Raw genomic sequence first — 22,330 nt, 5'->3', positions numbered from 1 at the left:
CCATTTAGTTAATACTAAATGGCTTTATCATAAGTACAACCAAATTTCGATTTATTTTAATATAAACATCGGCGTATCACTGATTGGATCACGGTGAATAATGACGTCCAAATCAAACACTTCTTTTAACAAATCCTCTGTCATCACTTCATCCGGGGCTCCCTGTGCCATTACAGCACCTCTTTTCATCACAATTAAATAATCGCAATAACGACAAGCTTGATTAAGATCATGCAATACAGTAATCACTGTTTTTCCATTCTGCTGCATTTGTCGCATCATGCCCATGAGTTCAGCTTGGCGGTTTAAATCCAGATAAGTGGTAGGCTCATCGAGTAGCACTAATTCAGCATCTTGCGCAAGAGTCATGGCTAAGAAGACGCGTTGTTGCTGACCACCAGATAAATCAGAAACCAACTGTTCGGCAAGTTCGGCAGTTTGTGTTTGATCCATCGCCCAAGTGACCAATTCTTCATCTTTTTGGCTGAGTTTGCCCCAGAGATTTAAGTAAGGCGAACGCCCGTAGGCGATCAATTCTCGCACTTTAATCCCTTCTGGTACCAGGTGTTGCTGCGGGAGAAAAGCCAATTCTTGGGCATATTCTTTAGGGCTTTTTTGCCAAATATCCTGACCTTTATGGGTGATTGAACCTTGCTTCGGTTTGAGCAAGCGAGCCACCGCTTTTAATGTGGTGGACTTACAGCAACCATTTGGGCCGATTAATGCAATCACTTTATTTTTCGGGAATTTTAGCGACAGATTTTTAACCACGAGTTTATCTTGATAACCCAAAGATAAATTATTGATTTCAATGCTCATTATTTAGTTCTCATCAATAAGTAGAAGAAATATGGCGCACCGATAATTGCAGTCAGAATACCCGCTGGGAGTTCAGTTGGTGGGTCAATTACCCGCGCCAAAATATCCGAAAGTTGTAATAAGAGGGCGCCAATAATCAAGGCTGCCGGTAATAGGGTGCGATGCCTGCCACCGACTAAACGGCGAGCAAGATGCGGAGCAACTAAGCCTAAAAAGGCAATCGGACCACAAATTGCCACGGCTGTAGTAGAAAGGGCTACCGCTAGCACTAAAACGCTAATTTGCACTTTATTTACGGTCACCCCCAAGGTGGAAGCTTTGTTTTCACCTAAACCAAGGGTATCGAGATCGCGACAGAAAATAAATGGCAAGGGTAGCAACACTACTAACCATGGTAATACCACATTTAAATAAGACCAGCTGCGCCCCCACAGGCTTCCTGTGAGCCATAACATTGCCGTATTGATCTCGACTGGATTAGTAAGCATCAGATAATGACTAATGGCTGCCCATAACGCGGATAGTGCGACCCCAATAATTGCCATTTTGATAGGGCGGAAGTTAAAACCGCACACGACCCATAAAATGACAAAAGAGAGTACACCGCCTAAAAAGGCAAAAATTGGCATCCAGTAAAATGCTAAGTTTGGCAAGAACATCAATACCGAAACGGCAACCAACCCTGCCGCATTGTTAATCCCTAAAATATCGGGAGAGGCAAGTGGATTGCGCACCACACTTTGTACTAATACACCAGAAATTGCTAAGGCTCCGCCTAATAAAATGGCTAACACAGCACGGGGGAGGCGATATTCCATCAAGGTAAAATAGTTTTTATCATCAGGCTGAAAGGCCACCCAAATTTCCTCAAAGGAAAGCGTATAAGTGCCAAGGCGAATACTCAATCCAAAGAGTAGTACCATCAGACTGAGCGTGACGACATAAAAGCCGATAACACGAAAAGATACATGAGAGGTTCGCATTAGTGTCTTCCTCTGGCAAATAATACAAAAACTGGGGCACCGATTAAGGCAAGCACCGCACCGGCAGGCACTTCACTAGGGAAGTTGACCGCGCGGGCAATGGTATCTGCAGCGAGCATTAAAATTGCGCCGAGTAGCATCGCCATGGGGAGCGATTTTCGCAAGTCATAACCAATCCAATAGCGGGCAAGATGGGGCACTAGTAAGCCAATAAAGGCCACGGGGCCGGCAACACTTACGCTTGAACCTACAATCAATAACGCCATGATGTTAGCATACCAACGTAAACGGAAGAGATTGATGCCTAGTGAACGAGCGGATTCATCGCTTAAATTGAGTAAATTTAAACGGCTGGCAAAAAACAGGCAGAAAAGTGCGGTCAAAATAAAGAACGGAAATAATATCAATAATTCATTCCAACGGGCATGTGCAATGCCACCAGCTAGCCAGCTCATAATACCGAAGGCATGATCTTCCGCGATAATCAGCACCAATTTCGTGAGCGCGGCACAAAGTAGTGATACGGCAATCCCCGCTAAAATCACCCGGCTACGATCCCCGCTGTTGTCTTTCCATCCGTTGCTGATCAGCATCACCACAAGCCAACTCAGACCGCCACCGATACTAGCCACTAAAGCAATGCTATAACCAGAAAGAATTAAGGGGCTAAACGCACTGGCGGTCACCATGGAAAGACTGGCTCCTGAGTTCACGCTGAGTAATGTAGGGGAGGCTAGTGGATTGCGCGTAATGGTTTGTAACAACGCACCTGCCACCGCAAGATTGGCACCTAAAATCATGCCAACTAATGCGCGCGGTAAGCGTAAATCGGTTACCGTAATTTTGGCAATTTCATCGCCATCGGGGAGGAGCGCTTGTAAAGCTGCAAGCGGTCGAATTTCGATGGGATAATACAAAAACAGGCTTCCCCATAATAGTAAAGCCAGAATGATAAGGGGAAGTCCCCAACGGAAAGTGGACTTCATCATTATTTTTGTTTCACGAAACCTTCAATTTGTTTTGCCATAATTTTGCTCGCTTCTAAGCCACGACCGCGAGCCCACATGTCGGCATCAACGCTGTAAACATGGTTTGCTTTTACGGCAGGAATGGCTTTCCAAAGTGGCTCAGCTTCCCATTTTCGCGCAATACTTTCATCACGGTAATGAGCAATAAAGAGATATTCCGGTTTTTCTATTACTAATTGTTCAAGGTTAATTTCTACTAACGATTTATTTCCATCAAGTTTAGTTGGGGCAAATCCAAGAGCAGTTAAGAAACTACCGACATAACCATTTGAACTTTGAATATTAAATTTATCTTCTCGTGATGTACCGAATGATGCTTTCTTATCCTTTACTCCCAAATGTTTCGCAATATTCGCAATATAATCATTGTGTTCGGTAATTTTTGCTTTCATTTCAGCACTTTTACCCACTAAATCACCAATTTTTTGCGCAGTTTCAAGATTTTCTTGATAACTTTCATGACGAGAATCGAACATCACTGTTGGCGCAATTTTTTTCAATTCTTCAAACACCGCTGTGTGACGGGAAGGATCAGCAATAATTAAATCTGGTTTGAGAGAAGCAATCACTTCAAGACTCGGTTGAGAACGCGTACCAACGGATTGCCATGCAGCAATTTTTTCGCGTACTTGCGGCAAAATACGCTCAACTTTATTATCGTCAGCCACTCCCACAGGACTTACCCCCACTTGTGCTAGGGCATCTACGAAAGAATACTCTAATGCCACCACTCTGGTTGGGGTTTTATCAAGGGTAAACTCACCATTAGCATCTTTTACCGTTACTGCACCGGCGAAAGTAGATGCCATTAACAATACAGAAGTGAGAGTTGTTTTTAATAATTTTTTCATGACATGTCCTCCAGTAATAAAAACGAGGTAATTATACACAAAAAAATGAATTGATAATGATTTTCTTTTGATTGAATCCTAAAATTACTGAATTCTTGCTATATAGCATTTTGTTATTTCTAATAACATCTAAATATTAATTACTAAGAGGCTACTTTAAAACAGAAATAGCGCGTTAAATACGTGTTATTTTAGACCGCTAACATAGCTCTAGAAGTTTGATCTAATAGACATATCAAACAAGAAAATGCCTATGCTTAAAAATACTGCCCCTCCTCTATATGAACTCAAGATGATAAGTCTTTAGCAATTGGTTCAACAAGACCATCTTGTTCACAAAGTAGCGAGATCCATTGATTTTGAATTTATCCATGATGAGGGCGCTCATCTTTATTGTCAGGATAACGGTCATCCAGCTGTTGACCCTATTTGATAGTTTAAAATAATACTGTTGGGCTATCTCTTTGGTATTAAAAGTGAACGGCAATGGATAAGCCAATGTGGTTTACCACTGGTTTTAGGGATGTCCTTAACAAAAAAGTGATTGACACCAGCACACTTAGCCAAAATAATCTTCGTCGTTTTAATGGTGCGGATGTATTTGAGCATATTTTTTACTTGTATCGTATGGAAAGCAATTGAAAAAGGCTTGATGGGGGCAAGTATCCGTTTACAGACAGTACCCATTTAAAGCTAGCGCTAATAAGAACGAAAAACATAATAAAAAGTATAAGGTACAAGTCAGTCAGTATATTGATATGCTCACCCAAGATGTGGTGAAAATACGAAAAAAGGAAAGAAGCCGTTAAAAGCGAGTGAAAAAGTGGCAGAAATCAAAGACATCAAGGCAAGCATAGGATTATTTTAAATACCTTTGCCTCGGGCAGGTAATATCAATGACAACTAACCCTATATTGCTCACCTTAATTCCTCGACATAACGCTTTCAGCTCCTCCCAAAAAAGCCGTCAGGCTTGATGCTGACTATTTTACCGCCCCTATCACAGAAAGCTTGGCTCGCCGAGAGGTTATTAGTGTATTTGATTATCATCGCCCGAGCAAAATCAAAAAACCGAAAGGCTGATTACCTGACACACTTATCAAGCTACGATAGAAAACGTCGATACAGTTAAGTCATCGGAGCAAGGGAAAAACTCTACGAAACTGACTGCTTGAATGGCAATCTAAAGTGAAATGTAATAGAAAGAGACAAAACCCACCTTTATACCAGATGGTCTATAAAGTGGGTTTGCCTGAGGTATAAAATCGAGTGTTAAATACACGCTATTTTTAAATTTTATTTTTTAGGTAACGCATCAGTCGAAGCATTAAATTTTACATTTGATGAAGTGTAAGCCTCAAAGTGCGGATGTTTTTTCATAAATTTAATGAAACTTTCCGCATCAGGCAAGTATGTATCAACGCCTTCATATTTTGGATCATTAAATAATTTACCAAAAGTTTTGTAACCATCTTTACCGCTAGCTACATAAGCATTGGTACCAACAAGATAACGTTTATTATCATCAATTGGTTCCCATTGTTGGGTTTGTTTATTCAAGACTTCCACACTCACTAAGCGTTTACCTTCCGCATTTGGTGTTTCATTCGCTTCGTAACGAATACCTGCTCCATAAGGGAATGCCCCTGTAGAACCATCAACTAAAGCAAATTGCATCGCATCTTCAAGCACTTGTTTCACTAACGAACCTTCCATTTTATAGGTATATAACGTATTACCGAAAGGCAAGAAAGTATAAGCATCATTAAAAGTCACATTGCCCGGTAAAATATCCGCACGCACACCACCTGCATTTTGAATGGTTAAATCCACTGTTTTGAGTTCGTTATACATTGTTTCTGCAATAAAACGCGTTGCGATAGAACCTTCTGGATTTGAGCCTGCTTTATTTGGGATACGGTTTGCTGAACCACCCGGCATTGCAGAACCAGTGATAACACCAACAATTTCTTGTGCTAAGCGATCTTTTTCACTTTTATATTTTGAAATAAGCATGTCTGTTTTTGCATCATGATCATCAAGTGAAATACTCTTCATTGATTTTAAAGTATCAAGTGCTTTTTTACGTTCATCGCCAGTTAATTCAGTCCATTTACCCTCCGCATTTTTCACTTGAAGTTTATGAGAACTCATTAACACGTGAGGAATTTTACGAGTAATAGACGCAATACCTTCAGGACTGAATTTAACACCTAAATCCCCCACAACAGCAGAATAAGCCCAACCCTCCATTACAAACACCGGTTCGCCATTCGGATTTTTAAATTCAAGCGGATATTCATAGATTACTGGTAATTTTAAACCACGTAATTCATCATTTCCGTATAAATAATGCGAATCGCCAGTAACGATCACATCAATATCATTAACTTTTTGCGCGATTTCGATATTTTTTTCACTACCTGCGTGTGAAAGTAGGATGATTTTATTAATACCTTGTTGTTTTAGCGCATTTGCCATAATTTGTGCGGTAGCAATTTCATCATAGAACTTCACATCTTTACCTGGTGAAGAGGAATTAACCGTTTTATTCACGGTGTCTAAACCGATAATAGCAATTTTTTCTCCATCCACAGTGAAAATATCGTAAGGTTTCCATTTGTTATATAAAATTGAATTTTTATCAGGAATAACATTAGCTGAAAGTACTGGGATTTTTAATGGCTCGAGTAGTTTTAATAAACCTTCATTACCCGCATCAAATTCATGATTACCCAAAGTAAAATAATCAAAATTACCTGCATTCATGACAGCCGCATCAGCGGAACCACCAAAAAGGGTGAAATACAGCGTACCAGTAATCGCATCACCAGCATGTAGCACTAATGGATTTTTATACTTTTTGCGTAACTCATAAAGTTTTCCATTCACAGCAGAAAAACCACCAATATCCACTTTTGTTTGTTGACCATTTAAATTAATTCTCGCTTCGTGCGGTTCCAAGTAAGAATGATGGTCATTAATATGCAAGATACTTAACTCCACAGCTTTATGTGCTTGCGGCACTTCTTTAGCAAAGGTTGTGCCTGAGCAAAGCATTGCTAATGCACTAACTGCAAAGGTAACTGATTTTTTAGATAAAAACATAATGGCTCCTTATGAGTAAACGGATTAATTTAAGCCTTCAAGCATTGCTTGGAAAGTCTTATAACGAATAGTATAGTTATTGTGTTGAAGATTTTCACGCGCTTGATCTAAATACGAAAAATCATCAACCTCCACCCCTTTAAATTGGCGAGCAAACATCATATTAGCTAGAGCGAGGCGGGGCTTAATTTCAGAAGATGGGGTTATCAAACTCACTCGATTCTCAGTAATAGAAAAAGTTGTTTGATTAGGAAAATCTTGATGTATCTGTTCAATAATTTTTTGAAATATGCCTTTAGCATCCAAAGACAATAATATGATTTGATCTGGTTTGGCTCCCCGTTCTAGCAAAGCCTGAACAAATTGCTCCGAATTATCTGTTTGACGAATATAAATTTTTGCCTGCTCATTCGCCAAAAAAGACACTAGCAAGTTTTTCTTCATTTCCTGAATTAAATTAGCATCGCCAGTATTTATCGGTTCAAAGTATAAATAATCAAGAAATTTAGGGGTGAGATTTTTATCTGTTTTAAAAATGCGAGTGAGGATTTTTTCGCTTATTTGGATCTGATTATCTAGGAATTGAGGAGGTAAAGAAAAAAGCGCGGTGAGTTTTTTCTGTAAAATCGAAACTTGTTGCTTTTCTTGTTTGGCTAAAGCGATTGAAAATTGTTGCTTTAAAGCTTCAGGTGACTCAGCAGATACTGATTGTTGAGAAGACGAAGGAGGACTCGCTACCACAGATTGTTGAATGCCAATACATGACGCTAATCCAAGTAACACTGAATGAAAACCGATTTTCATAATAAACCTCATTTAACTGATATTTTATCAATGTGAAATACCGCTTAACGCGTAAACTTGACCTAAAACTGCTTGAGAGTTTCTTAGATTATACGTAAAACAAAATTGTATGTGAATGATAATATTTACCTTTTCAAGAGAAAATAACGTACCTATTATAATGGTCATCCAAAACTTGCAATTTTGTTCAAAAAGTATAAAATCTTTAAGCTTTTTGTCTATATATACAGAGAAAAAAGTAAGCTATATTCTTAAATCGCTTTCGAGTTTGGGAATATTCTTTTAGTAATTAAACATTTAGAGGAAGGTTATGGTAACCATTCGTTTATCTCGTGGCGGAGCTAAAAAACGCCCATTTTATCAAATCGTAGTAGCTGACAGCCGTTCACCACGTGACGGTCGTTTCATTGAGCGTGTAGGTTTCTTCAACCCAATCGCACAAGGTAACGCAGAACGTGTTCGTATCGACCTAGACCGTGTTAACCACTGGGTTGGTCAAGGTGCATCACTTTCTGATCGTGTTGCGAGCTTGGTAAAAGAAGCTCAAAAAGCAGCATAGTTTTGCTTTTTGATTTAGTTCTTAAACTAAGATAGGTGAGAAATATGGAACAACAACGTATTGAAGTTGTGGGCAAATTAGGCTCAACCTACGGTATCCGTGGGTGGTTACGTATTTATTCATCAACAGAACAAGCTGAAAGCATTTTTGAGTATCAGCCTTGGTTTTTAAAAATCAAAGGTGAGTGGCAGCCAACAGAATTAGAAAACTGGCGTCATCATAACCACGAAATCATCGTGAAATTAAAAGGCGTTGATGATCGTGAAGTCGCACAAATTTTAGCAAATGTTGAAATTGGTGTGGATTTATCTGTTTTCCCAGAACTAGAAGAGGGTGATTATTACTGGCACGATTTAATTGGTTGCTCAGTCGTAAACCTAGAAGGTTATACAATGGGAACGGTAACAGAAATGATGGAAACCGGTTCTAATGACGTGTTAGTAGTTAAAGCCAATACGAAAGATGCTTTTGGAAAACAAGAGCGGTTAATTCCGTTTTTGTATGAACAAGTAGTTAAAAGAGTCGATCTCACCACGAAAACAATTGAAGTGGATTGGGACGCTGGTTTCTAATCTCAAGTATGCACAAACGTAATGTAGTAGGCTTTTTATGTGGATAGGGGTGATTTCATTATTCCCCGAAATGTTTAAAGCGATTACGGAATTTGGGGTTACAGCTAGAGCTGTAAAACATAATCTTCTGCAAGTGGAATGTTGGAATCCAAGAGATTTTACATTCGACAAGCATAAAACCGTGGATGATCGCCCTTATGGTGGTGGCCCGGGAATGCTGATGATGGTGCAACCTTTACGGGATGCGATTCATGCTGCGAAAGCAGCTGCAGGAGAAGGCGCAAAGGTGATTTACCTTTCGCCACAAGGACGTAAACTCGATCAAGGCGGCGTAACCGAGCTTGCTCAAAATCAGAAATTGATTTTGTTATGTGGACGTTACGAAGGTATTGATGAGCGATTGATTCAAACTGAAATCGATGAAGAATGGTCAATCGGCGATTACGTTCTGACCGGTGGGGAGTTGCCGGCAATGACATTAATTGATGCTGTTGCGCGTTTTATTCCCGGTGTACTAGGCAAGCAAGCCTCCGCAGAAGAAGATTCTTTTGCAGATGGTTTATTAGATTGCCCGCATTACACCAGACCGGAAGTGTTAGAAGGATTAACTGTACCACCCGTGCTGATGTCGGGACACCACGAAGAAATTCGGAAATGGCGATTAAAACAATCGCTAAAAAGAACGTGGCTCCGACGCCCTGAGCTCTTAGAGGGCCTAGCTCTGACTGACGAACAACGTAAACTGTTAAAAGAGGCGCAAGCCGAGCATAGCAGTTAGTTTCAGTTACATCTAGGATCAATAAAGGATCAAACAATGTCTAACATTATCAAACAACTTGAACAAGAACAATTAAAACAAAACGTACCTAGCTTCCGCCCTGGTGATACTTTAGAAGTTAAAGTATGGGTAGTTGAAGGTAGCAAACGTCGTTTGCAAGCATTCGAAGGCGTGGTTATTGCAATTCGTAACCGTGGCTTGCACTCAGCATTTACTTTACGTAAAGTATCTAACGGCGTAGGCGTTGAGCGTGTATTCCAAACTCACTCTCCAGCTGTAGATTCTATCGCTGTTAAACGTAAAGGTGCAGTACGTAAAGCTAAACTTTACTACTTACGTGAACGTTCAGGTAAATCTGCTCGTATTAAAGAGCGTTTGGGCGAATAATTTCGCAAAGAAAAAGGCTTGGAATTCCAAGCCTTTTTTGTTAGGTTATTTAATCCGTTCTTCGATAATCCCGCCGCCCAAACAAACCTCACCAAGGTAAAATACGGCAGATTGCCCTGGTGTGACGGCTGATTGAGGTTCATCGAAAATCACTCGAATAGTTTCATCATCAATCGGTTCAATCACACAAGAAATATCTTGTTGGCGATAACGTGTTTTCACCGTGCAACGTAATAACTCTCGAATTGGTTCACGATCAACCCAATGTAATTGGCTAGCAATCAAACCTTTTGAAAATAAACGAGGATGGTCATGCCCCTGAGCGACAATAAGTTCATTATTTTCCACATCCTTATCTACCACATACCAAGCCTCATCACCCGCATTTTTCAAACCACCAATGCCTAATCCTTTGCGCTGTCCCAACGTGTGATACATCAAACCATCATGGCGACCAATAATTTCACCATCAACAGTACGAATATCGCCAGGTTGAGCAGGTAAGTAACGAGCTAAGAAATCCTTAAATTTACGCTCACCAATAAAACAAATACCTGTAGAGTCTTTTTTCTTCGCTGTAATTAAACCAAGATCTTCAGCAATAGCGCGAACAATGGGCTTCTCGATTTCACCAACGGGGAATAAACTTTGCCCTACTTGTTTATGGCTTAAGGTATAAAGAAAATAACTTTGATCTTTATTGGCGTCTAGACCACGTAATAATTTTACATTTTCATCATCACCAGCTCTACGTACATAATGTCCTGTTGCAATGTAATGGGCACCAAGATCTTCAGCTGCATATTCTAAAAATGCTTTAAATTTAATTTCTTTATTACACAAAATATCTGGGTTCGGCGTGCGCCCTGCTTTATATTCAGTCAGAAAATGCTCAAAGACATTATCCCAATATTCTGCCGCAAAATTAATTTTATGTAGTTTAATACCCAACTTATCACATACAGCCTGAGCATCTGCAAGATCAGCTGCTGCAGTGCAGTAATCCGTATCATCATCTTCTTCCCAGTTTTTCATAAACAGGCCTTCCACCTGATAGCCTTGCTGTTGAAGAATAAAAGCTGACACAGAAGAATCCACTCCGCCAGACATACCACAAATCACTTTTTTTGTCGCATTTCTCGCAAGCTGCTCTTGCGTCAGTTGAGGAAAGTGTTGATTATAAGTATTTGAAATTAACATAGTTCTCCCGTAACTTCGGTTAAGGCGAAGCACATTGGTCATTGAATGAGAAAACGGCAAAATAATTTTGCCGTTAATTTTATTTTGCACATAAAGTGCGGTCATTTTTGAGCAAGTTATTTCACTTCATAAAATTGCGAATCATCATCTTTTTTCGCAAATTTTTGCTCATATTCAGCTTTCGCTTGTTCATCGCCCGCATCTAATTTTGATTGAAGCGTGTCACACGGTTTATCACAATCGCAAGCTTTGGCAATACCAAGGGCAGATAAACCACCGCAGCTGCCTTTTAAACTTTGTTTTTTGATAATAAATCCGATAGACATCAACAATATAATTGCGACAAAAGCGATTAAAGTAAAAAATAAAGTTTGCATAACTATTCTTTTGTTTCTGTTAATTTTTTGAAAGCAGAGGATGATTTTGTGATAAAACCATTATCTGTTTTAATGATTAAGTAAACGGCAATATTATTTTTCTCTGCCACTTCTAACGCCTTGTCTTCACCCAGCACAAATAAACCTGTTGATAAGCCATCTGCAGTCATTGAGGTTGGCGCAAGGACCGTAATTGAGGCTAAATGATGCTGAATTGGGTAACCTGTTTTCGGATCAATTTCATGAGCAAAGCGTTTACCATTTTCTTCAAAGTAAATACGATAATCGCCAGAACTTGCCATTCCCATGTTGTCTAATCCAATTACAGCTTCAACCGCTCTTTCACCTGTTGTAGTTGGTTTTTCGATTGCGATCTGCCAAGGTTTGCCTTCAATATTTTTTCCTTTCGCACGAATTTCACCACCGATTTCAACCATATAATTCTGAGTATTTAGTTGTTCTAACTTTTCAGCCACCTGATCAACGCCAAAGCCTTTAGCAATCGAGGACAAATCGACATAAACTTGAGGAAGTGCTTTGCTTAATGTCGGTTTTGCACCACTCATATCGAGGGCAATTTTATCAATACCAACCCAAGCTTGGCGTTCAGCTAATTGTTCTGGCGTAGGTTGTTTTTCTGGGCGTTTTTCAGGACCAAATCCCCATAAATTCACAACAGGACCAACAGTTACATCCAATGCACCTTCAGTCACTTTGTTTAAACGAATCGCTTCAGCTAATACTTTGGCAAAATCTGCTGAAATTTCAATCGGTGTATTCACTTGGGTATTTTGATTGAAACGGCTCAGTTCCGAATCTTTTTTGTAAGTGGACATTTTCGCGTTTACATCTTTTAAGATTGCTTCAATTTCTTCATGCGTCTTTTCAGATGTTGCTTTCATTGAGCCTTCATCAAGGTATTTAACATGATAAGTTGTTCCCATTGTTTTACCACTTAATGAGATAACTTTTGTTTCTTTTTGACAGGCTGCAAGACTTAATGCCATTGCTACCGCCATGATACCGCTTATTAATTTTTTCATCTGGATTTCCTACATCTGTGAATTACTGGCAAACTCAACAAAACTTACCTGTAATCATAGAAAATTTTCTAAAAACACCTTAAATTTTGACCGCACTTCATCACAAAGTGCGGTCAGTTTTTATGATGAATTGATTAACTAAAATCAGCCACCAAAGTCATCTAATAAAATGTTTTCATCTTCAACACCAAGATCTTTCAACATTTTAATTACAGCTGCATTCATCACCGGAGGTCCACACATATAGTATTCACAATCTTCTGGTGCTTCATGATTTTTCAAGTAGTTTTCATAAAGCACATTGTGAATAAAGCCTGTATAGCCGGTCCAATTATCTTCAGGCAATGCGTCCGATAATGCAACATGCCATACAAAGTTTGGATTTTCAGCTTGTAATTGGTCAAAGTCTTCTTGATAGAAGATTTCACGTTTAGAACGTGCACCATACCAGAACGACATTTTACGTTTAGAATGAAGACGTTTTAACTGGTCAAAAATATGAGAACGCATTGGAGCCATACCCGCACCACCACCGATAAATACCATTTCAGCATCAGTTTCTTTCGCAAAGAATTCACCAAATGGACCAGAAATAGTGACTTTATCACCCGCTTTTAATGACCAAATGTATGAAGACATTTGACCTGGAGGTGCATCAGGTTGACGCGGAGGAGGCGTTGCAATACGAACGTTAAGCATAATAATGCCTTTCTCTTCTGGGTATGAAGCCATTGAGTAAGCACGGATAATATGCTCGTCAACTTTAGAGACATAACGCCATAAATCATATTTATCCCAGTCTTCGTGGTATTCTTCAGGAATATCGAAATCTTTATAGTTCACCACGTGTGGATCAGCTTCGATTTGGATATATCCACCCGCGCGGAATGGCACTTCCTCGCCTTCAGGAATAGCCAATTTAAGCTCCTTGATAAAGGTTGCTTTGTTATCGTTAGAAATAACAGTACATTCCCATTTTTTCACGCCGAAGATTTCTTCTGGAAGTTCAACTTCCATATTACCTTTCACGTTAACTTGACAAGCTAGACGATAACCTTCTTTTGCTTCACGTTTGTTAATGTGAGAAAGTTCGGTTGGAAGAATTTCTCCGCCACCATTTTTCACTTTTACCACACATTGACCACAAGAGCCGCCGCCACCACAAGCAGAAGACACGAAAATACCTTTACTCGCTAGAGCACCTAATAATTTGCCACCTGCAGGTAATGTAATCGCTTTCTCTGGATCGTTATTGATACCAATAGTAATATCACCAGAATCGACTAGTTTTGACTTGGCAAACAAGATAATCGCAACGAGTACTAAAATAATAGCGGTAAATGCTGCAACACCTAATAATAAAATTGAAGATTCGCTCATTTATGCCTCCTTATAATTGAATACCAGAGAATGACATAAAGCCAAGCGCCATCAATCCAGCAGAAATAAAGGTTATTCCTAATCCTTTCAAGCCTGCTGGTACATCAGCATATTTCATTTTTTCAGTTAAACCTGCAAGCGCAACAATTGCTAACATCCACCCCAAGCCTGCACCAATACCGTACACGGCAGATTCTGCGAAGGTATATTCACGTTGAATCGCAAAGGATACGCCACCAAAGATCGCACAGTTTACGGCAATAAGCGGAAGGAAAATCCCCAATGCGTTATACAGTGCTGGGAAGAATTTATCGAGCGTCATTTCAAGAATTTGAACGATACCCGCGATAATACCGATAAACGTAATAAAGCTTAAGAAGGATAAATCTACCCCTTCAACTAAGGCGCCATCTTTTAACACATGTTCAAATACAAATTGGTTCGCTGGCACAGAAATGCCAAGCACAACTGTTACTGCAACCCCTAAGCCGAATGCGGTTGACACTTTTTTTGATACAGCAAGGAAAGTACACATCCCTAAGAAGAAAGAAAGCGCCATATTTTCAATGAAGATCGCCTTCACAAATAGGCTAATATAATGTTCCATTGATTATTTCTCCTGTTGCTCAGGTTTCCACGTTCTTAAACCCCAAATGATGAAGCCGATAATAAAGAACGCACTTGGTGCAAGAAGGAACAAGCCGTTTGGTTGATACCAACCACCGTCTTGAATGGTTTGGAATACTGGAAAGCCAAGTAAACGACCAGAACCGATTAACTCACGTAACGTTGCAACAATTAATAAAATTGCACCGTAACCTAAACCGTTACCGATACCATCAACAAAGCTCTCAAGTGGACGAGATTTCATCGCAAAAGCTTCTGCCCGGCCCATCACGATACAGTTAGTAATAATCAAGCCTACAAATACCGAGAGCTGCTTAGATAAACCATAAGCAAAAGCTTTCAATACTTGGTCAACTAAGATTACCAAAGAAGCGATAATTGCCAGTTGTACAATGATACGAATACTATTTGGAATGTAATGACGAATCATTGAAATAAACATACTGGAAAAACCAGTTACTAAACTTACCGCAATGGCCATAACGATCGCGGTTTGTAATTGAGTTGTGACCGCTAATGCAGAACAAATACCCAAAATTTGCAGCGCAATCGGGTTATTTTTTACGATCGGATCAAGCAAAAGTGCTTTTAAATTGCTTTTTGCATCAGCCATTATCTTGCCCCCGCTTTAAATTTTGCTAAGAATGGACCAAAACCGTTTTGACTAAACCAATAATCAAAGGAACCTTGCACACCATTTGAGGTTAAAGTTGCACCTGATAAAGCATCAACACCGTATTCTTTGTTAGAAGAAGCATTTTTAGCAATACGAATAGCCACACGTTGATCATCATCAAACAGTTTTTTATCTACGAAAAGTGCTTGCCAACGCGGATTGGCAATTTCACCACCAAGACCTGCTGTTTCACCTTGATCATAGTAAGTAATGCCTTTGATGGTATTGGCATCTGGGGCAACCGCAACAAAACCGTACATTGTTGACCATAAACCGCGACCGTACATCGGCAATATGACTTGATTGACTTGACCTTGTTCATCTTTTACAAGATAAACTCGCGCTTGATTGGCACGCACTTTAATTCCGGCTTTATCTTGTTCCACCGGAATGGCTTGACTAAGTGCGGTCGATTTTACTGCTGTTTTTGGATCAAATTTTTCTACATCCTCTTTTGATGCTTGAACAAAATCACCACTTTGCAAATCCACTAAACGTGGTTCAATAAACTTGTTATAAGTGTCTTTAATGACGGAAGCATTATCTTCTTTCATTAAGCCAGCAACCGTTAAAATATTACGTTGAACGTCCAGTGCTTTTTGCTCATCTTGTTTCGATTTCAATGCCACCGCGGCACCGGAAACAATGATAGAACACACTAAACTTAGCAATACAACAACGGTAACTGTACCACCAACGCTGTCTTTATTAAACTTAGCCATTTGTTCTTGCTCTCCGACGTTTGATATTTGCTTGAACAACGATGTAGTCGAAAATCGGTGCAAATAAGTTTGCAAATAAAATCGCTAACATCATTCCCTCCGGATAAGCTGGGTTTACAGTACGAATTAATACAGCCATTACACCAATTAATGCACCGTACCACCACTTACCTGCATTGGTAAAGGATGCTGAAACAGGGTCTGTTGCCATAAATACCATACCTAATGCAAATCCACCTAAAACAAGGTGCCAATGCCAAGGCATTGAGAACATTGGGTTAGTATCAGAACCCACTAAATTGAATAGAGTTGAAGTTGCAATCATACCAATCATCACACCAGCAATGATGCGCCATGCAGCAATACGAGTGAACACAATCACTGCGCCACCGATTAAAATTGCAAGCGTAGAAACTTCACCCATTGAACCAGGTAAGTTACCAACAAAAGCATCCATCCAAGTGATTGGAGCGCCAGTGGCTGTATGTTGTAATGCTCCCTGACCACCTTGTGACCATTGTGAAAGTGCGGTTGCACCAGAGAAACCATCAGCAGCAGTCCAAACAGTATCACCTGAAATTTGAGCTGGATAGGCGAAGAACAAGAAAGCTCGGCCTGCAAGTGCAGGGTTCATGAAGTTACGACCAACGCCACCAAAAATTTCTTTTGCAACAACGATACCAAAAGTAATACCTAATGCGGCTTGCCATAATGGCAATGTTGGTGGAACGATTAACGCAAATAAAATGGTTGAAACGAACATCCCTTCATTTACTTCATGACCTCGCACCACTGAGAACAACAATTCCCAAATTGTACAAACGGTAAAAACCACTAAGTAAATTGGTAAGAAGAAGATCGCTCCCAGCGCCATTTTCGAGCCCCAAGTTGCATTGGCAGTTAAATCTAAACCTAATGAACTTGCAAGTGCATAGTGCCAATCGTTAGCAATTAGTTGATCTAAATTGCCTAATTGATTTAAGGCTGGAATCGCTTGGTTACCCACATTGTACATCCCGTAGAAAATCGCAGGGAACAACGCAAGGAAAACCGTAATCATCATACGTTTTGAGTCTAACGCATCACGAACGTGAGTATTTTTGTGCGTTACCGTACCTGGTGTATAAAGCAAGGTATAAATCGATTCAAAGATCGGATAAAGCTTGCTGTATTTACCACCTGGTAAAAACGCGGGTTCCATTTTTTCAAAAAGATTTTTTAAACCCATTTTTAACCTTCCTTCTCAATCTTATCTAATACTTGACGCAAGATTGAACCGTATTCATATTTGCCCGGGCAAACGAAAGAACATAACGCTAAGTCTTCTTCATCTAATTCAAGACAACCTAACGCTTGCGCACCATCGGTATCACCCACGATTAAATCACGTAATAATAATGTCGGTAAAATATCCAACGGCATAACACGCTCATAGCTACCAATTGGAACCATTGCACGCTCACCACCATTTTCAGCCGTAGTGAAGTTGAATAATTTCTTACCGAAGTGACCTAACACTGTACGAGTAATTGAATATTTATTTGATTGAGGTGTAATCCAGCCTAGGAATTCTTTCTCATTACCTTCAGCGATTACCGAGACTTGCAATGCATAGCGACTTAAATAGTCATGCGCACCTTTTGCAGTTTGTCCACAAAGCACTGAACCAGAAATTACGCGATTTTCACCCGCACTTAATTCATTTTGGGTTAATTGAGAGAGATTAGCACCAATTACAGTGCGAATTAAACGAGGCTCTTTCACTTGCGGACCAGCAAGAGAAATTACACGTTCAACATAAAGCTCACCTGTTGTAAATAATTTACCCACTGCAATCACATCTTGATAATTGATGTGCCATACAGTTTTATTTACACCAACAGGATCAATAAAATGAATATGAGTACCAACAAGACCAGCTGGGTGGACGCCACCAAAATCATGAATCTGTAAATTTTCAAGATCAACAGTTGGGATATTGGTATCACCTGCTTTACACAAGTGTAACGGTTTTGAAGGGAATAAACGACTTAATACTGTTAAACCATTCGTGAAATCTTGCCAAAATTCTTTTAGCACGATTGCAGGATCTGCGGCTAATGGATTGGTATCCATTGCATTCACGAAAATTGAGGCTGGTTCACTATCAATCGCAGGTACTTTGCTAAATGGACGAGTACGTAATGCAGTCCATAAACCTGATTCAACAAGGTTTTGTTTTACTTGTTCAGAAGAAAGCGTATTCAATTGTTCTGTACTATATTTTGCGAAAGTGATTTGCTCATTTCCTTCCACATTAATTACGACAGATTGTAATACACGCTTCTCACCACGATTGATTACAGTGATAGTACCACTTGCAGGGGCTGTAAAAATCACACCAGGATTTTTCTTGTCTTCAAAAAGCACTTGGCCTTTCTTTACAACATCGCCTTCGCGCACCTTCATCGAAGGACGCATCCCCACATACTCCTCACCTAGAATCGCAACTTGATTCACAACATTTCCGTTGTGGATTACTTGTGCTGGTTTTCCCGCAATTGGGAGATCCAAGCCTTTCTTAATTGTAATCATACTGTTTGCACTACTTTTCAAGGTTAAAAATACAATTGCAAATAAACAAGTTAAATGCAATCTCGTGTTTGAGCGTGACAAAACACCTTTAATAAAGGCATCAATGCCATAAAAATAAAAAACTCAAATCGGTTAACTTCACGATAAACATCCTTATCGAGAAATTGAATTTGGATAAAATTAAACGCCTTATTTTAGCGAAAATCTGCTTTTTTCGCTACTTAAACGCCTAGTTTTTTGTAAAAACCTTTTGCGATATATCAAAAAAATGTTACATCTTCATAACATAAAAATTAATGTCCAACGCCTGCGCATTTCGTTGAAGCGGGAATTTTCTCACTTAATTCGCGCCATTCCTCTACGGTAAACAAGTGCAATGCTAACGCATGAACACCGCCATTAAGCTCATCTGAAAGCAATTGATAAACACGTTGATGACGCTGTACTTTACGCATTCCTTCAAAAACATTACTCACAATCACACATTTAAAATGAGACTCTGCACCACGACCAGAACTATGTAAGTGGCTTTCATTTTCTACACTAAAAAAGTGCGGTTGAAATTCTAGTTGAATTTTTTGTTCGATAGTTTGTTGAAAAGACATCATAAATCTCCACAAAATCACAATGAAACGCTATACATTAGCAATGAAGTTTGTAAGAATAACACAGTTTTAACTGGCTCATTGGGGAAATTATGACATTATCAAACAAAATCAAAACATTATCAGCAGTAAGTATTGCAGCCGCTACGCTGCTTCTTGCTGGCTGCCAAGCACAATCAAATACATTAACGTTCACACCACCGGCACCGAATGCCACAATGAATATTAATCAAAATGCGATTGTGTATGTGACAACGAAAGATAGCCGCACAACGCAAGATATCGCGAGCTATACCAAACGTGGAGAACTCATTAAATTAAATTCATCACCAAGTGTTACACAATTATTCCAACAAGTGATGCAACAAAATCTTATTAGTAAAGGTTTCAGAATTGGGCAATCCAATGGTTCAAATGCGTGGGTAACTGTGGATGTCCGTGAATTTGCTACGCAAGTAGAACAAGGTAATCTTCGTTATAAACTTAATACAAAAATTCAAGCAACTGTTTATGTTCAAGGCGCAAAAGGTTCATATAACAAAGCATTTAATGCTACTCGTTCACAAGAAGGCGCATTAAACGCGGATAATGACGAAATTCAAAAAGTTCTGTCTCAAACATTTAACGATATTGTGAATAACATTTATCAAGATCAAGAAGTATCCGCTGCGATTAATCAATATACAAACTAATTATAAGGGCAATTTTGCCCTTTTTTTATTAAGATTAAAACTTGACGAACACCGCTTTCAAGCGTAACATTCGCCCGATTTTTTAACGAGAAGGACACACACTTTGGACAGTCATAGTCGATACCGAATATCGCTCTAGACGCCCGCCTTTTTATTATCGGCGCGCGTTCGCCGGTAAATTTACCGTTGTTTCGGCATCTCCTAACGAAAACTTTGCGATTTTTCACCGCACTTTCGTTTCTTCTTTAATTTGTTCACTGTTAGCTGTTCATAATCCTATAAGGAGTATGAAATGATCAACGCGTTTGCTATCAATGATTCCCGCTTGATTCGCATTGACGAAGACCAAACCGATCTCAATACTGCCATTTGGCTTGATTTACTTGAGCCGACAGGCGAAGAACGTGAAATGCTACAAGAAGGCTTAGGCCAGAGCTTAGCATCTTTTCTAGAATTGGAAGATATCGAAGCTTCCGCCCGTTTCTTTGAAGATGAAGATGGTCTGCACCTTCACTCATTTTTTTATTGCGAAGATGAAGACAATTATGCTGATTTAGCTAGCGTTGCTTTTACTATTCGTGATGGTCGTTTATTTACGTTGCGTGATCGTGAGCTACCCGCATTCCGTTTATATCGTATGCGCTCACGTAGCCAGCGTTTATTAGAATGTAATTCTTATGAAGTTTTGCTAGATTTATTTGAAACGAAAATCGAGCAATTAGCAGACGTGATTGAAAACGTTTATGCAGATTTGGAAGAGTTGAGTCGTGTTATTTTAAACGGAAAGCAAGATGAAGCCTTTGATGAAGCATTAAATACGCTCACGGAACAAGAAGATACTAGCTCAAAAGTTCGTTTGTGCTTGATGGATACCCAACGTGCATTAGGCTTCTTGGTTCGCAAAACTCGCTTACCAACTAATCAGTTAGAACAAGCACGGGAAATCTTACGAGATATTGAATCTTTACAGCCGCATAATGAATCCTTGTTCCAAAAAGTAAACTTTTTAATGCAAGCTGCAATGGGTTACATCAATATTGAACAGAACAAAATTATGAAATTCTTCTCAGTTGTTTCTGTGATGTTCCTTCCTGCAACATTAGTCGCATCTACCTATGGTATGAACTTTGATTTTATGCCTGAATTACATTTTAAATATGGTTATCCAATGGCAATTGGATTAATGATCGCAGCAGCATTGACGCCATATATTTATTTTAGAAGAAAAGGATGGTTATGATGGAATTATCCCAAACCGCATTATTTATTGGATCAATTATTAATCTTTATGCACTTGTATTAATCTTACGAGCTTGGTTACAGTTTGCTCGAGTGGATTATTACAATCCTGTTTCAACATTTGCAGTAAAAATGACTGATCCAGTATTAAAACCTCTGCGTAAAATTGCGCCTACTGTGAAAAATATCGATACTTCTGCTTTACTGCTAGTATTTATTATCGGTATGTTGAAAGGTATTTTTTATTTTAGTTTATCAGTTAATTTTCTCTTAATATTGGGTGTATTAACTGTATTGAAAAGCATTGGTTTAGCCATTTTTTATGTGCTTTTTATTGGCGCTGTTCTAAGTTGGTTTAATCGTGGCAATAGCCCTGTGATTTATGCGTTTTACCAACTATCAGAACCACTTTTAAGACCTATCCGTCGATTCTTGCCAACATTAGGCATGATTGATTTTTCCCCTATGGTCGTCGTATTTATCTTATTGTTCTTAAATAACCTAATGCTTGATATGTTAGGTGGACTTTGGATGATCTCTGGTTAAACAATTACTCAAAAATTATTTATATTAATTAGGTTAAGCATTTTTATACTTAACCTAATTTCTCTTAAAGCAACCAAATTCAAAATTTAAGGTGATAACCTTTCACGGATCCAATTGCCATTTACTTTTCTATAATAAATCCGATCATGTAAACGACTTGGACGACCTTGCCAAAACTCAACTATTTCTGGACGAATTAAATAGCCTCCCCAATGCATCGGCCGAGGTACATGAAATGGATATCTAGCGGCAATTAATGCTGCTTTGCTTAATAAAAATTTATAGCCCGAAATAACAGTACTTTGCTCACTTGCCCAAGCCCCTATCTGGCTGGTATAAGGACGACTAGCAAAATACTCATCTGATTGTTCTGTAGGAATTTTTTCCGCTTTCCCTTCAATTCGAACTTGACGTTCTAACTCAGGCCAGAAAAAAGCAATTGCCACATTGGGATTATTGGCTATATTTTGTCCTTTATGACTATGATAATTCGTAAAAAAGACAAAACCATCTGAATTAACTTCTTTCAACAAGACGACTCGACTACTAGGTCTCCCCTCTTTATCTACTGTCGAGATATTCATTGCTGTCGGTTCGCAAACCTGGCTATTAATAGCTTCATTCATCCACAATTCAAATTGCGAAATCGGATTATCTTGACAATTTTGTTGTGATAACACACGTTTTCTATATTCTTCACGAATATGATGTAAATCCATTTTCCCTCCGTCAAAATAAAAGCCTTAGTATAAAACTAAGG

Annotated in this window: 24 protein-coding genes and 1 pseudogene; 8 read left to right on the top strand and 17 right to left on the bottom strand. The window is 39.2% G+C overall.

Annotated elements, in window-relative coordinates:
* Positions 1-51 precede the first annotated feature (51 nt).
* Genes fecE through C3V42_RS06475 form a run of 4 tightly spaced genes read right to left on the bottom strand, consistent with a single transcriptional unit; the run spans position 52 to position 3,681 of the window.
* The gene (gene fecE, locus C3V42_RS06490; RefSeq protein ID WP_106014029.1) at positions 52-819 is read right to left on the bottom strand and encodes a Fe(3+) dicitrate ABC transporter ATP-binding protein FecE; all 768 of its coding nucleotides are present in this window, start codon (positions 817-819) and stop codon (positions 52-54) included.
* Complete coding sequence (fecD, locus tag C3V42_RS06485) at positions 819-1,802, bottom strand: Fe(3+) dicitrate ABC transporter permease subunit FecD (protein ID WP_106014028.1); 984 nt, start codon at positions 1,800-1,802, stop codon at positions 819-821. The genes fecE and fecD overlap by 1 nt, the downstream gene beginning before the upstream one ends.
* Positions 1,802-2,791: an iron-dicitrate ABC transporter permease FecC gene (fecC, locus tag C3V42_RS06480; protein ID WP_106014027.1), complete on the bottom strand. Its 990-nt coding sequence runs from the start codon at positions 2,789-2,791 to the stop codon at positions 1,802-1,804. Before fecC ends, fecD begins: the two co-directional genes overlap by 1 nt.
* The gene (locus C3V42_RS06475; RefSeq protein WP_106014026.1) at positions 2,791-3,681 is read right to left on the bottom strand and encodes a Fe(3+) dicitrate ABC transporter substrate-binding protein; all 891 of its coding nucleotides are present in this window, start codon (positions 3,679-3,681) and stop codon (positions 2,791-2,793) included. Before C3V42_RS06475 ends, fecC begins: the two co-directional genes overlap by 1 nt.
* A 310-nt stretch (positions 3,682-3,991) precedes the next feature.
* Between C3V42_RS06475 and C3V42_RS08720 the strand changes: the two are divergent.
* Positions 3,992-4,832 (top strand): annotated as a pseudogene (locus C3V42_RS08720) (transposase); the annotation flags it as partial.
* Between the two features lie 145 nt (positions 4,833-4,977).
* On the opposite strand, the gene nadN reads toward C3V42_RS08720, so the two are convergent.
* Entirely contained in the window at positions 4,978-6,789 is a 1,812-nt protein-coding gene (gene nadN, locus C3V42_RS06470; RefSeq protein ID WP_048953927.1) for an NAD nucleotidase, read from the bottom strand.
* A 24-nt stretch (positions 6,790-6,813) separates the two neighbouring features.
* Positions 6,814-7,593, bottom strand: coding sequence for a hypothetical protein (locus C3V42_RS06465; RefSeq protein WP_048953928.1), 780 nt, complete (start codon positions 7,591-7,593; stop codon positions 6,814-6,816).
* 310 nt (positions 7,594-7,903) lie between these two features.
* Here C3V42_RS06465 and rpsP point away from each other — a divergent pair, with 310 nt between their 5' ends.
* From rpsP to rplS, 4 genes are read left to right on the top strand one after another with little or no spacing between them, the layout of a single operon-like run.
* Positions 7,904-8,152 (top strand): 30S ribosomal protein S16, encoded by a 249-nt coding sequence (gene rpsP / locus C3V42_RS06460; RefSeq protein WP_005626429.1) that lies wholly within the window; start codon positions 7,904-7,906, stop codon positions 8,150-8,152.
* Between the two features lie 44 nt (positions 8,153-8,196).
* Positions 8,197-8,724 (top strand): ribosome maturation factor RimM, encoded by a 528-nt coding sequence (gene rimM / locus C3V42_RS06455; RefSeq protein WP_065265330.1) that lies wholly within the window; start codon positions 8,197-8,199, stop codon positions 8,722-8,724.
* A gap of 37 nt (positions 8,725-8,761) precedes the next feature.
* Entirely contained in the window at positions 8,762-9,502 is a 741-nt protein-coding gene (gene trmD / locus C3V42_RS06450) for a tRNA (guanosine(37)-N1)-methyltransferase TrmD (RefSeq protein ID WP_048953930.1), read from the top strand.
* A 36-nt stretch (positions 9,503-9,538) separates the two neighbouring features.
* The gene (gene rplS, locus C3V42_RS06445; protein ID WP_005626422.1) at positions 9,539-9,889 is read left to right on the top strand and encodes a 50S ribosomal protein L19; all 351 of its coding nucleotides are present in this window, start codon (positions 9,539-9,541) and stop codon (positions 9,887-9,889) included.
* A gap of 45 nt (positions 9,890-9,934) precedes the next feature.
* On the opposite strand, the gene mnmA is transcribed toward rplS, so the two are convergent.
* The 10 genes from mnmA to C3V42_RS06395 all read right to left on the bottom strand — a co-directional run bounded on the left by mnmA (position 9,935) and on the right by C3V42_RS06395 (position 19,093).
* Entirely contained in the window at positions 9,935-11,089 is a 1,155-nt protein-coding gene (mnmA, locus tag C3V42_RS06440; RefSeq protein ID WP_106014025.1) for a tRNA 2-thiouridine(34) synthase MnmA, read from the bottom strand.
* 116 nt (positions 11,090-11,205) lie between these two features.
* Positions 11,206-11,466: a (Na+)-NQR maturation NqrM gene (gene nqrM / locus C3V42_RS06435; RefSeq protein ID WP_005633372.1), complete on the bottom strand. Its 261-nt coding sequence runs from the start codon at positions 11,464-11,466 to the stop codon at positions 11,206-11,208.
* A gap of 2 nt (positions 11,467-11,468) precedes the next feature.
* Entirely contained in the window at positions 11,469-12,509 is a 1,041-nt protein-coding gene (locus C3V42_RS06430; protein ID WP_048953932.1) for an FAD:protein FMN transferase, read from the bottom strand.
* A 144-nt stretch (positions 12,510-12,653) separates the two neighbouring features.
* On the bottom strand, positions 12,654-13,889 hold the full coding sequence (gene nqrF / locus C3V42_RS06425) for an NADH:ubiquinone reductase (Na(+)-transporting) subunit F (RefSeq protein ID WP_005636875.1): 1,236 nt from the start codon (positions 13,887-13,889) through the stop codon (positions 12,654-12,656).
* 10 nt (positions 13,890-13,899) lie between these two features.
* Positions 13,900-14,496, bottom strand: a complete 597-nt coding sequence (gene nqrE, locus C3V42_RS06420) for an NADH:ubiquinone reductase (Na(+)-transporting) subunit E (RefSeq protein ID WP_005633378.1) — start codon at positions 14,494-14,496, stop codon at positions 13,900-13,902.
* 3 nt (positions 14,497-14,499) lie between these two features.
* Positions 14,500-15,129 carry an NADH:ubiquinone reductase (Na(+)-transporting) subunit D gene (locus C3V42_RS06415; RefSeq protein WP_005633380.1) on the bottom strand — a complete coding sequence of 210 codons (630 nt, stop codon included), beginning with the start codon at positions 15,127-15,129 and terminating at the stop codon, positions 14,500-14,502.
* Positions 15,129-15,914 carry a Na(+)-translocating NADH-quinone reductase subunit C gene (locus tag C3V42_RS06410; protein WP_005633382.1) on the bottom strand — a complete coding sequence of 262 codons (786 nt, stop codon included), beginning with the start codon at positions 15,912-15,914 and terminating at the stop codon, positions 15,129-15,131. Before C3V42_RS06410 ends, C3V42_RS06415 begins: the two co-directional genes overlap by 1 nt.
* Positions 15,907-17,142 carry an NADH:ubiquinone reductase (Na(+)-transporting) subunit B gene (locus tag C3V42_RS06405; protein WP_005636872.1) on the bottom strand — a complete coding sequence of 412 codons (1,236 nt, stop codon included), beginning with the start codon at positions 17,140-17,142 and terminating at the stop codon, positions 15,907-15,909. Before C3V42_RS06405 ends, C3V42_RS06410 begins: the two co-directional genes overlap by 8 nt.
* Before the next feature lie 2 nt (positions 17,143-17,144).
* The gene (locus C3V42_RS06400) at positions 17,145-18,488 is read right to left on the bottom strand and encodes a Na(+)-translocating NADH-quinone reductase subunit A (protein ID WP_005636870.1); all 1,344 of its coding nucleotides are present in this window, start codon (positions 18,486-18,488) and stop codon (positions 17,145-17,147) included.
* Positions 18,489-18,781: 293 nt separating this feature from the next.
* A complete protein-coding gene (locus C3V42_RS06395; protein WP_106014024.1) occupies positions 18,782-19,093 on the bottom strand; it encodes a BolA/IbaG family iron-sulfur metabolism protein in 312 nt (103 codons plus the stop codon).
* 92 nt (positions 19,094-19,185) lie between these two features.
* Between C3V42_RS06395 and C3V42_RS06390 the strand changes: the two genes are divergently transcribed.
* From C3V42_RS06390 to C3V42_RS06380, 3 genes are all read left to right on the top strand, one after another.
* On the top strand, positions 19,186-19,785 hold the full coding sequence (locus C3V42_RS06390) for a YajG family lipoprotein (protein WP_106014023.1): 600 nt from the start codon (positions 19,186-19,188) through the stop codon (positions 19,783-19,785).
* Between the two features lie 292 nt (positions 19,786-20,077).
* Complete coding sequence (gene corA, locus C3V42_RS06385) at positions 20,078-21,025, top strand: magnesium/cobalt transporter CorA (protein WP_106014022.1); 948 nt, start codon at positions 20,078-20,080, stop codon at positions 21,023-21,025.
* Positions 21,025-21,570 (top strand): YggT family protein, encoded by a 546-nt coding sequence (locus C3V42_RS06380; RefSeq protein WP_106014021.1) that lies wholly within the window; start codon positions 21,025-21,027, stop codon positions 21,568-21,570. Before corA ends, C3V42_RS06380 begins: the two co-directional genes overlap by 1 nt.
* An 86-nt stretch (positions 21,571-21,656) precedes the next feature.
* Here the strand turns inward: C3V42_RS06380 and pdxH are convergent, their stop codons facing one another.
* Entirely contained in the window at positions 21,657-22,289 is a 633-nt protein-coding gene (pdxH, locus tag C3V42_RS06375) for a pyridoxamine 5'-phosphate oxidase (RefSeq protein WP_106014020.1), read from the bottom strand.
* Positions 22,290-22,330 lie beyond the last annotated feature (41 nt).

This window comes from Haemophilus sp. oral taxon 036 (assembly GCF_002998595.1).
In the GTDB taxonomy this organism is placed as follows: domain Bacteria; phylum Pseudomonadota; class Gammaproteobacteria; order Enterobacterales; family Pasteurellaceae; genus Haemophilus; species Haemophilus haemolyticus_K.
Note: the sequence above shows the minus strand (reverse complement) of the source record. Positions and strands in the feature narration are given on the sequence as shown.